The 11051-nt window shown below is 35.5% G+C and carries 9 protein-coding genes and 1 pseudogene; 4 read left to right on the top strand and 6 right to left on the bottom strand.

Going from position 1 to position 11051, the window contains the following annotated elements:
• Positions 1 to 36: 36 nt before the first annotated feature.
• Positions 37 to 954: pseudogene (locus QJV49_RS10725) on the bottom strand (magnesium transporter CorA family protein).
• A gap of 191 nt (positions 955 to 1145) precedes the next feature.
• Between QJV49_RS10725 and QJV49_RS10720 the strand changes: the two are divergent.
• From QJV49_RS10720 to QJV49_RS10705, 4 genes are all read left to right on the top strand, one after another.
• Positions 1146 to 2669 carry a class I adenylate-forming enzyme family protein gene (locus tag QJV49_RS10720; RefSeq protein ID WP_225511595.1) on the top strand — a complete coding sequence of 508 codons (1524 nt, stop codon included), beginning with the start codon at positions 1146 to 1148 and terminating at the stop codon, positions 2667 to 2669.
• 184 nt (positions 2670 to 2853) lie between these two features.
• Positions 2854 to 3423: a TetR/AcrR family transcriptional regulator gene (locus QJV49_RS10715; protein WP_225511594.1), complete on the top strand. Its 570-nt coding sequence runs from the start codon at positions 2854 to 2856 to the stop codon at positions 3421 to 3423.
• Between the two features lie 11 nt (positions 3424 to 3434).
• On the top strand, positions 3435 to 4508 hold the full coding sequence (locus QJV49_RS10710) for an ABC transporter permease (RefSeq protein ID WP_225511593.1): 1074 nt from the start codon (positions 3435 to 3437) through the stop codon (positions 4506 to 4508).
• Positions 4509 to 4510: 2 nt separating this feature from the next.
• Complete coding sequence (locus tag QJV49_RS10705) at positions 4511 to 5182, top strand: ABC transporter ATP-binding protein (protein ID WP_225511592.1); 672 nt, start codon at positions 4511 to 4513, stop codon at positions 5180 to 5182.
• A gap of 113 nt (positions 5183 to 5295) precedes the next feature.
• Here the strand turns inward: QJV49_RS10705 and eno are convergent, their stop codons facing one another.
• From eno to greA, 5 genes are all read right to left on the bottom strand, one after another.
• Complete coding sequence (gene eno, locus QJV49_RS10700) at positions 5296 to 6597, bottom strand: surface-displayed alpha-enolase (protein ID WP_225511591.1); 1302 nt, start codon at positions 6595 to 6597, stop codon at positions 5296 to 5298.
• Positions 6598 to 6783: 186 nt separating this feature from the next.
• Positions 6784 to 7341 (bottom strand): ribosome hibernation-promoting factor, HPF/YfiA family, encoded by a 558-nt coding sequence (gene hpf / locus QJV49_RS10695; protein WP_225511590.1) that lies wholly within the window; start codon positions 7339 to 7341, stop codon positions 6784 to 6786.
• Positions 7342 to 7475: 134 nt separating this feature from the next.
• Positions 7476 to 9926 (bottom strand): ATP-dependent Clp protease ATP-binding subunit, encoded by a 2451-nt coding sequence (locus QJV49_RS10690; RefSeq protein ID WP_225511589.1) that lies wholly within the window; start codon positions 9924 to 9926, stop codon positions 7476 to 7478.
• The gene (locus QJV49_RS10685) at positions 9916 to 10371 is read right to left on the bottom strand and encodes a CtsR family transcriptional regulator (RefSeq protein ID WP_058209439.1); all 456 of its coding nucleotides are present in this window, start codon (positions 10369 to 10371) and stop codon (positions 9916 to 9918) included. Before QJV49_RS10685 ends, QJV49_RS10690 begins: the two co-directional genes overlap by 11 nt.
• A 176-nt stretch (positions 10372 to 10547) precedes the next feature.
• Positions 10548 to 11021, bottom strand: a complete 474-nt coding sequence (gene greA, locus QJV49_RS10680) for a transcription elongation factor GreA (protein ID WP_025016857.1) — start codon at positions 11019 to 11021, stop codon at positions 10548 to 10550.
• Between the last annotated feature and the right edge of the window lie 30 nt (positions 11022 to 11051).

The raw sequence follows: 11051 nt of genomic DNA, 5'->3' as shown, positions 1-11051 counted from the left end.
TTCACAAAGAACAAAAAATGGAGATTTCTCTCCATTTTATAACATATCTTTTTTATGTAACCACCAAGTGACCCAAACACATAATAAAATTCCCAAAACTAAAATAAGCCAGACCATCCAATTAAAATTTTGGCCAGGAATCGGAACATTCATTCCGTAAAAACCAACAATTACTGCTGGAATCCCTAGAACGAAAGTAGCTGACGTCATGATTTTCATCACGATATTCAAATTATTAGAGACAATGTTTGAGAATAAATCTCGTAGATTTTCCAGTAATTTGAGCTGAATCTTAGTTTCTGTATAGGCTTGATCTGTTTCGACAAAAATATCGTAAATCTTTTCAGCAAAACCGTCTTCGTCATCTTCTCTTAAATAATCAATAAAATTTTGAAGGACTTGAATATTGTTGTGCAGGGCATCTTCAAAATATATTAAGCTTGCTTGAATAGCGATTAAATCAACTATTTGGTCATTTTTTGTGGAGTTTTTGATTCCTAATTCAAGTCTGCGACGTCTTGTTCGGAAATCTCTCAAATAATCATGGAAAGTGTGTGTCATTTGATACATCACTTGAAAAATAACTTGATGCTTGTAGCGCTTATAATCATATTCACGCTCGAAAATTAGGCCATTATCAATTTCATGATTAAGTGCTAAAATAACCGATTCATTTTTAGTCCAAACCAAAGAATATGGAAAAGTCGCAACTTATCCATAATTAGAAAGTGCAGGATATTGTAAGAGAATCAGATTATTATCATTATCATCTGTTTCAAAACGTGCATTTTCATAATCATCCAAAATTCCTGATAAATAGTCAAAAGGGAAATCATAGTATTCAGAAATATTCCCAATTTCTTCACGTGTCGGATTGAGAACATAGGTGAAATTCTTCATTTCAGAGGTTGAAATTAATTTTTTTTCGTTGGATAGTTCATAATTTTTAATCATTTTCCTATCTATCCCTTCTTTTCCTGATTAAAGAGAATTGAAATCCTCTTAGTGTCCCCTTAATTGTAGCAGATTTTAGACTTTTTTTCCGAGTATTTTATTCTCTACGACTTAAGAAAACATTTACATTATCTATTGGTTCAAAGAATACTTTGTGATATAATAAACTTATTAACTTGAGGAGATTTTTTTTGAAATTCAAACACGAACCCCTAAATTTGTATCTAAACTTTAAAAAATCAGCTGAACAGTTTCCTGATAGCCCAATTATTTTTGACGAGGCTGCTGGAGCTTTCCCTGAACTAGCTCTAGAAACGACTTACAAAAAGACCCATCAAGCAATTGTTGATAAGGCAAGTCTCTTGTCTGAGCTAGGAATCAAAAAATCTGATAAAGTCATTATTTTTAAATCAAGTGCCTTTGATACCTATCTTTTAGCTGTTGCTGTTTCTTATCTGGGCGCTGTTCCAGCAATGATTTCTTATCATCTTCCTGCCGAAACAATGGACATTTTAGCTGGACGTTTAGGTAATCCTTGGCTCATTTATGACCAAGTCACTGACAAAACTGTAAATGAAATGAAGAATCTTGAAGATTCTAAAAAACTTTCTGTCAGTAAATTTGCTTTGGAAAAACCCACTCAAATTGCTGACAGTCAGCAATTAGCAAGTGATGAGATTGCTTACCTCACTCATACTTCTGGAACAACTGGTGTACCAAAATTAATCGCTCACTCTGCTAATTCGATGGGTTGGCGTTGGGTGCTTCAAAGAACTGTAATGGATTGGATGCCTGATAAGGAAGAAATCTTAGCTTTCCATATTTCTCCTGTTCATTCTCGTTTTAATATTGGTGTTTCATCAGCAATGACCTTCGGTTTTGGTTTGATGCCACTCAATGATTTAGCAAAAGATAATCTTGTCGACCTTTTTGCTAAACATCAACCTTATGCTTTTGAAACTCATCCAAACGATTTTGTCCGTCTAGCCAACCTTGCCAAGCAAGAACCTGAGATTTTTGCCTCAATTCGTTACCTTCACTCAACTTTTGATGCAATTAATAAAGAAACAATGCACACTTTTCTTTCTGCCTCTAATCAAAAAGATCCAGTCTTTCTACAAATTTATGGACAATCAGAATGTGGTCCAATGATTTGGAAAAAGCACCGGTTATCAACTTTAGCAGACACTAATGCCCGTGAAATGGGAATTGGTATGCCTGGATTATCTAAAGCACGTATTGCCGATGAAAATGGGAATGAATGCCCTGCAGGCACCCCTGGAAGAATCCACTTCCTCTCGAAAGGAAGAGCTTTGACTTACTATAAGGAAGAAGAACGTTTCAATAAAGAAGTCTATGGCGACTGGTGGGATACTGGCGATTGGGGCCTTATGAATGAAGATGGAATTCTCTTTTTACACGACAGACAAGTTGATTTAATTGATAAAATTGAATCTAATTTAGCAATAGAAGATCTTCTATTAGACCAGCACGACTTCTTAGATGAAGTTGTGATTATTCGTGATAAATCAGGCAAACCACAACCTATTTTGGCTCTAGCTGAAAATGCGGAAATGGATTGGTCAGCTTGGTGGGCTTCAATTGTTGATTTGCCATTTTTAAATGAACCTATTCTCATGGCTTACGATGAAATTCCTCGTACAGCAACAATGAAAGTTCAACGATTAGCTCTTGAAAGAGATTTGGCTAAATAAGTGTTCCTAATTTTACTGACAGAGCTGTCAACTACTTATTTATCAGAAAATTTATTATCAAAACTACTGACAAAACTGTCAGTAGTTTTTTTGCTTAAAAATTTAAATAATTGATATTAATCAATTTATTTGTTAGAATTCAATAAATGACACAGTGTCATAAATTGAATGAATTGGAGAAAAAATGCCTAAATCAACCTATTTTAGTCTATCTGACGAAAAACGCAATCGCGTATATAATGCTTGTTTAAATGAATTTCAAAATCATTCTTTTCACGAGGCAAAAATCATGCACATCGTAAAAGATCTTGATATTCCGAGGGGAAGTTTTTATCAGTATTTTGAAGATTTAAAAGACGCTTATTTCTATATTCTTTCTCAAGAAACCCTTGAGATTCATGATTTATTTTTTAATTTATTAAGAGATAATTCCATTGAAGAGGCTCTAGATAAATACAAATATCTCCTTCTTGAAAATTTAATTGATTCCCCTCAATACCAACTTTATAAATATCGATTTTTAGATTGGACTTATGAACTTGAAAGAGATTGGAAACCTAAAAGTTCAGCAACTGTCCCAGCGAGTGAAAATGATAATCCAGTTTCACAAGTATTAAAATCAGTTGTTCATAATCTCGTTTACAGATTATTCAGTGAAAATTGGACTAAGAAAACTTTTATTGAAAATTATGATAAAGAAATCAAATTAGTCACCGAAGGTTTACTTAATTATATTACTGACAGAAAAAACTGAAAGGAGATTTTATGTTTTTAGCACTAAGAGAAATACGTTATAATAAAGCTCGTTACACCTTAATCGGAGCTATTATTTTTTTAATCGCTTATGTAGTCTTTATCCTGTCCGGACTATCTGTAGGACTTGCCAGTCAATTTAAACAAGCCGTTCTTGATTGGAAGGCCGAAAAAGTCGTTTTATCAACAAGTTCAAATAATATTATTTCTGCTTCACAAATTACGTTTGACGATTTAGAACATATTCATGTAGAAAATGGTTCAGAATTATCTTTGTTTTCTACTTCTATGCGTAAATCAAAGAGCGAGCGAGACAATATCGCTGTCATCGCCCTTCCTGATAACTCTAAAATCATGCCAGAAGTTCTTGAAGGGAAAAAATATACTGACAATCATTTAGAAATGATTATCTCCAAAAAACTGGCAAATCAAGGATATAAAATCGGTCAAGAAGTTTCCGTGGGAAATAATAATATTAAAATAAAAATTGTCGGAATTTCAAAATCCTCTTCTTATTCTGCCTCGCCTGTTATCTATACCTCGTTTTCTGCTTTGAATCAGATCAAATTTGGTGAAAAAAGCACTTCAGCTTCTTCTGTTAATGCTATCGTTGTAAAATCTGGAAAAGTTAAGATTGATTCTTCTATTTCAAATCAATATAAAGTCATCTCTATTTCTGATTTAATTAACGATATTCCAGGTTATTCTGCTCAAAATATGACACTCAGCGCAATGATTTACTTCTTATTTCTGATTGTACTGTTGATTATTGGAGTCTTTATGTATGTGATCACTCTTCAAAAAGTTCCGATTTTTGGCATAATGAAAGCCCAAGGAATTTCAAATCGCATAATAATGAACTCTTTACTTGGTCAAAGCTTTATCATTAGTTTAGTTGGCGTCTTCGTTGCTTTTATAGCAAGTTATGGAACTAGCTTTATCTTGCCGGATGCAATGCCATTTGAAATTAGTCTTACAAACTGGTTGCTGTATGCTTTAATTCTTATCATCGTGTCAATTATTGGGTCACTTTTTTCAATCATCACCATTCGCAAGATTGATCCAACAAAAGCCATTGGAGGTTAAAAATGAAAACAATTCTTAAAATGGACAATGTAAAAAAAATATTCGGTAGTGGTCATAATGAAATACAAGCCCTCAAAGGAATTAATCTAGAAGTGAATCAAGGGGAATTTGTTTCAATTATTGGTCCATCCGGTTCAGGAAAAAGTACATTTCTCACAATTGCAGGTGGTTTACAAAGCCCAACTTCTGGGAATATTTCAATCAATGGTTTAGATTTTACACCATTGTCAGAAAAAAAACGTTCTAAACTTAGATTTAAAGAGATAGGTTTCATCCTACAAAGCTCAAATTTGATTCCTTATTTAACACTTGAAGAGCAATTTCTATTAATTGATAAAATAAACCATGAAAAATTAAGTTCTAAAAAAGGGAATGAACTTCTTGAGTCACTTGATATCTTAGACCTTAAAAATAAATACCCTAGTGACCTTTCTGGTGGTGAAAGACAAAGGGCAGCTATTGCTCGTGCTCTCTTTAATGAACCAAATTTAATTTTGGCCGATGAACCAACAGCAAGTTTAGACACTGAACACGCTTATCAGGTTGTTGAATTATTGAGACAAGAAGCTCATTTAAAGAATAAAGCAACAATCATGGTCACTCATGACCAAAGAATGATTAAAAATAGTGACAGTGTTTATAAGATTGAAGATGGACTCTTATCAAAAATCTAAATAAAATAAAAACTACTAGCTTACTAGTAGTTTTTTCGTATAGTATTTTTATAAAAAATAATCCTTCTCTAAAGAAAGAGAAGGATTATATCTAAATCATTCATTGATAAACCTTATTTTTTAAGGTTGTAGAATGCTTTAAGACCTTTGTATTGAGCCACTTCAGCCAATTGGTCTTCGATACGAAGCAATTGGTTGTATTTAGCCATACGGTCTGTACGTGAAAGTGAACCAGTTTTGATTTGACCAGCGTTAGTTGCAACAGCGATATCTGAGATTGTTGAATCTTCAGTTTCACCAGAACGGTGAGAAACGATTGCTGTGAAACCAGCTTCTTTAGCCATTTCAATAGCTTCGAAAGTTTCTGTCAAAGTACCGATTTGGTTAACTTTGATCAAGATAGCGTTTGAAGCATTTTCACGGATACCACGTTCAAGATATTTAGTATTTGTAACGAAGAAGTCGTCACCAACGAGTTGAACTTTTTTACCAAGACGTTCTGTAAGGATTTTCCATCCATCCCAGTCGTTTTCGTCCATACCATCTTCAATAGTGATGATTGGGTATTTAGAAACGAGTTCTTCAAGGTAGTCAACTTGTTCAGAAGCTGAAAGTTTTTTACCACCTTCGCCTTCGAATTTAGTATAGTCGTAAACACCGTTTTCGTAGAATTCTGATGATGCACAGTCGAAACCGATCATAACGCCATCTTCACCAGCTTTGTAACCAGCTGCTTCGATTGCTTTAAGGATAGTTTCTACACCGTCTTCAGTTCCGTCGAATTTAGGAGCGAATCCACCTTCGTCACCGACAGCTGTTTCAAGTCCACGATCTTTAAGAATTTTCTTAAGAGCGTGGAAGATTTCAGCACCCCAACGAAGTGCTTCTTTGAATGTAGGTGCACCAACTGGTACGATCATGAATTCTTGGAAAGCGATTGGAGCGTCTGAGTGAGAACCACCATTGATGATGTTCATCATTGGAGTTGGCAATACTTTAGCATTGAATCCGCCAAGGTAGTTGTAAAGTGGAACACCAAGTTCATCAGCAGCAGCACGAGCAGCAGCGATAGAAACACCAAGGATAGCGTTGGCTCCCAATTTACCTTTGTTTTCAGTACCGTCAAGAGCGATCATTGCACGGTCAATAGCTTGTTGATCTGTAACTTCATAACCGATGATAGCTTCAGCGATGATGTTGTTTACGTTGTCAACAGCTTTTTGAGTACCAAGTCCGTTGTAGCGAGATTTGTCGCCATCACGAAGTTCAACCGCTTCATGTTCACCAGTAGAAGCACCTGAAGGTACCATACCACGACCGAATGCACCGTCTTCAGTGTAAACTTCAACTTCAAGTGTTGGGTTACCGCGTGAGTCAAGGACTTCGCGAGCATAAATATCAGTAATAATTGACATTTTAGTCTCCTTATTATTTTTAAGTGCGTCTGCACTCTTAATACATCTTTGATTTTACTATTTTTTGAAAGATTTTTCAAGTGAAAATCTTCGCAAACCTAAACTTTAAAAGGTTTTACGCTTACATTTTGGATTTTTCTTATTTGAATATTAATAAAAAAGGATAGAAAATCTATCCTTATTTTTTTATTCTGTTTCAATTAAACCATATCGACCATCTGTACGGCGATAAACAACATGTGTTCCATTACTATCAGCATCTGTAAAGACGTAAAAATCATGTCCCAACATATCCATCTGAAGCACTGCTTCTTCAGCATCCATTGGTTTCAATGCGACATGTTTAGTACGCACGATATCTACATGGTCTTCGGCAACTTCATCGGCTTTTTCTAATGGTGCAAACTCGTCACCAAAAGCTTGTCCTGTTGGAACAGCATTACGTGGTTTGCGGTTCATACGTGTCTTATATTTACGAATTTGACGTTCGAGTTTTTCTTCCACAAAATCAATTGAAGAATACATATCTTGTGAAGTGTCTTCTGCACGTAAAGTAACGTTTTTGGCTGGAAGAGTTACTTCAACTTTAGCTCGTTTTTCAGTGTAAACTTTAAGATTAACATAGGCTGTTACTTCATGACCATCGTTGAAATATTTATCAAGTTTTCCGATTTTATCTTCAACATAAGCGCGGATTGCATCAGTCACTTCGACGTTTTCGCCACGGATATTAAATTTGATCATAAGAGTACCTCTTCAACAGTTCTTTTTGTTTCAATGAAGCCCTTAAACGTTTGGAATTTTCAGGACTTCTGAATCTTTTCGAACTGTCCTTTCCTTTATTTCTAATTTAATTATAACATGAAACAGCTTTCACCTCAAACAATTTGAGCGATTTTAATTTTTTTATTAGATGCACCAATTGAAACATGATTACCTGCTTTGATTTCACCAGAAAGGAGTTGTTCACTTAAAAGGTCTTCAACTTCTTTTTGAAGTGCTTTACGTAGCGGACGTGCACCATATTCTGGGTCAAAGCCTACTTCAGCAATTAATTTCACCGCTGACGGTGTGAGTTTAACATGAATATCTTGTTCTGCCAAACGTTTAATCAAAGATTTGCTCATTATTTTAACAATTTGTTCAATCTCTTGACTTTCCAATGAATGGAAAACAATATTTTCATCAATTCGATTAAGAAACTCAGGACGATAATGACGTTTAAGCTCTTCTAAAATTCTTGATTTCATGGCTGAATAATCAGCTGTAATATTTTTAGCGCCAAAGCCAACTGTCTTATCATCACGGAGCGCTGTCGCTCCCAAGTTTGAAGTCATAATAATAATTGTATTTCTGAAATCAACTTTGCGGCCTTTAGTATCAGTCACAAATCCATCATCTAGAATTTGCAACATGATGTTGAAAACATCCGGATGAGCTTTTTCGACTTCATCTAAAAGAACAACAGAATAAGGTTTATTACGAACACGTTCTGTCAATTGACCACCCTCATCATAACCTACATACCCTGGAGGAGCTCCAATCAAGCGTGAAGTTGAATGTTTTTCCATGAATTCACTCATATCAACACGAATCAGATTATCTTCACTACCAAATACGCTGTCAGCCAGTGCTTTAGCAAGTTCGGTTTTACCGACCCCTGTTGGTCCGAGGAACATGAAAGACCCCATTGGACGACGGCTGTCAGCAACACCAGAACGCGCTCGACGAATGGCTCTTGAAACGGCAGAAATAGCTTCTTCTTGTCCAACAACCCGTTTGTGTAATTCTTTTTCAAGATTGATTAAACGATCACTTTCAGACTTAGTCATTTGTGTGATTGGAACACCTGTCAGTGTTGAGGCAACAGCAACAACAGCTTGGTCAGTAACTTCTTGACGTTTATCTTCTTTTACTGAGAATTTATAAATCTTGTCAGCAATTTTTTCAACTGCTTTTTCTTTTGTACGAGATGCTTTGATGTCAAGTTTAATGACCGCTTCTGATAATTCTTCTTGAGCTTCAAATAATTCTTTTTCTAAATCAAGACGTTTTGCTTGTTGATTTTTGACAGAAATTTTCACCGCTGCTGCAGCTTCATCAAGTAAATCAATGGCTTTGTCAGGCAATTTTCGACTAGTCATATAACGAACACTGAGCATTACAGCACTTTTAATGGCTTGGTCAGTAAATTTCACTTGATGATAATCTTCAAATTTTTCACGCAAGCCTTGTAAAATGGCAATCGCTTCATCTGGACTTGGCTCATCAACATTTATTCTCGCCAAACGGCGTTCTAAAGCTTCATCTTTTTCAATATATTTTTGATATTCATGATAGGTTGTTGCTCCGACCATTTGAAAATCACCACGAGCAAGCGCAGGTTTCAAAATATTCGCGGCATCATTGACAGAATCCATACCGCCACCAGCACCGATGATTGTGTGTAATTCATCAATGAAAATAATGACATCTGGATCACTGCTGACTTCCTCAACGATAGCTGTCAAACGGTCTTCAAATTCGCCTCTAAATTTTGTCCCAGCAACAACAGTCGCCATATTCAAAGCCATAATCCGACTATTCATCAGACCAATTGGAACTTGACCATTGACAATTCTTTGGGCCAAGCCTTCAATAATTGCTGATTTCCCAACACCGGGCTCTCCAACTAAGACAGGATTATTTTTTGTTCTGCGGCTGAGAATATGAATCAAACGGTCAATTTCTGCTTCTCGTCCAATCATTGGGTCAAGTTTACCCAAACGAGCTTCTTCGGTTAAATCTGAGGATACAGAGTCTAATGTTGGCGTCGTTGAATTTTCTGCAACTCCCTTTGCCATCTTGCGTTTTGACATTGGGGTCACAGCTTTTTTACTTTCTGGAACTTTTAGTCCAGTTCTTTTCTCAAGCTCTTTTCGCAAAGATACAAGATTGATTTTTTGCAATTTTAGAAGTTGAAGACCAAATCCATCTTCTACTTGAAGTAGGGCATAAAGCAAGTGTTCTGTTCCAACGGCTTCTGAGTTGTTATGAATTGCTAAAAAGCTTGCCGCAGTCATCACTTCTTCTGCACGTGGTGAAAAACGTAAAGTTGAGCGTTTAACCTTAACATGACTTGATAAATCCTCTAAATCAATCAGTAAGTCAGAAGAATCAACATTCATTCCAGCAAGAAGGCTGTAAGCAATTGAGCCTGAAGTCGTAGCCATTGCTGCCAATAAATGAGCACTTTCAATAGTGCCATATTGATATTGGTGAGCATACTCTTCCGCTTTTTCTAAAATTCGGTCAAGCGTTGGTGTATATTTTATATTTTCAAATTTCATCGTCACGGTCCAATCTGTTTATTATACTTTTCATCATTATACCACGAGTAAAGGGACTAATGGCTCCGTCAGTAATGACTAACAAAAGTAGATTTCCCTCACGCTCTGTCAGTACTTTCTCATCAAAGAGAAGTTGAACGATATCATGGGCAGCTTTACTTGAGAGATTAGCTGGAATCTTCTGGTAAAGAGCCGTTAAGAATTCATGACGAGCAGAATATTGATACTTCACAATTTTGATGTATCCACCACCACCACGTTTTGATTCCACATCAAAGCCTTTTGAGGCTGTAAATCGTGTTTTTATAACATAATTAATCTGACTCGGCACGACATCAAATTGATTGGCTAAGTCCGCTCGTTTAATTTCAATGACTTGTGCTTCTTCTAAAAGCTTTCTTAAATAAGCTTCAATGATATCTGATGTATTTTTTTGACCTGCCATCGCTCCATCCTTTCTTTCATCCATTTTCTAAATAATCTTTGACTATTACTGACTATTATACCTGAAAAATATTATTTTTACCAAAAATAGCAATTTTAACTTACTGACAGAATTAAAGGTAGAAAAATAAAAAAACCGTTACTGACGGCTTTTTTATTTATTACATTCTAAAATAATCAGTCAACTTTTACAATTTTAACTGTCATTTCGCCAACTGGAAGTGGAACATTTACGATGTCTCCAACTTTTTTACCAATCAAAACTCGAGCAATTGGTGATTCATTAGAAATTTTTCCTGAAAATGGATCCGCTTCAGCAGTACCGACAATTTGATAAGATTCTTCGTCAGTTTCTCCAACTTCAACAAAAGTTACGTTTTTACCAAGTGCTACTTCGTCTTTAGCAATTTTTGCGTTATCAACAATTTCAGCATAACGAATCATTGTTTCAACAGTTGAAATACGTCCTTCAATAAAGGCTTGTTCATCTTTAGCTGCTTCGTACTCTGAGTTTTCTGAAAGGTCACCATAGCTACGAGCAACTTTGATACGATCAATGACTTCTGGACGTTTCACAAGTTTTAAATTTTCAAGTTCTAATTTTAATTTATCAAGCCCTTCTTGGGTCATTGGGAATGTTTTTTCCATTATATTTCTTTCCTTTTTATAAACTTTTTTCTC

This window comes from Lactococcus sp. NH2-7C, assembly GCF_029953655.1.
GTDB lineage: Bacteria > Bacillota > Bacilli > Lactobacillales > Streptococcaceae > Lactococcus > Lactococcus lactis.
The sequence above is the reverse complement of the archived record's forward strand: the minus strand, read 5'-3'. Positions and strand labels throughout refer to the sequence as shown.

Bases quoted from the DNA above. Each gene is read 5' to 3' on its own strand.
- QJV49_RS10715 (WP_225511594.1), top strand. From the start codon at position 2,854: ATGCCTAAATCAACCTATTTTAGTCTATCTGACGAAAAACGCAATCGC.
- QJV49_RS10710 (WP_225511593.1), top strand. From the start codon at position 3,435: ATGTTTTTAGCACTAAGAGAAATACGTTATAATAAAGCTCGTTACACC.
- QJV49_RS10705 (WP_225511592.1), top strand. From the start codon at position 4,511: ATGAAAACAATTCTTAAAATGGACAATGTAAAAAAAATATTCGGTAGT.
- eno (WP_225511591.1), bottom strand. From the start codon at position 6,597: ATGTCAATTATTACTGATATTTATGCTCGCGAAGTCCTTGACTCACGC.
- hpf (WP_225511590.1), bottom strand. From the start codon at position 7,341: ATGATCAAATTTAATATCCGTGGCGAAAACGTCGAAGTGACTGATGCA.
- QJV49_RS10690 (WP_225511589.1), bottom strand. From the start codon at position 9,926: ATGAAATTTGAAAATATAAAATATACACCAACGCTTGACCGAATTTTA.
- QJV49_RS10685 (WP_058209439.1), bottom strand. From the start codon at position 10,371: ATGGCAGGTCAAAAAAATACATCAGATATCATTGAAGCTTATTTAAGA.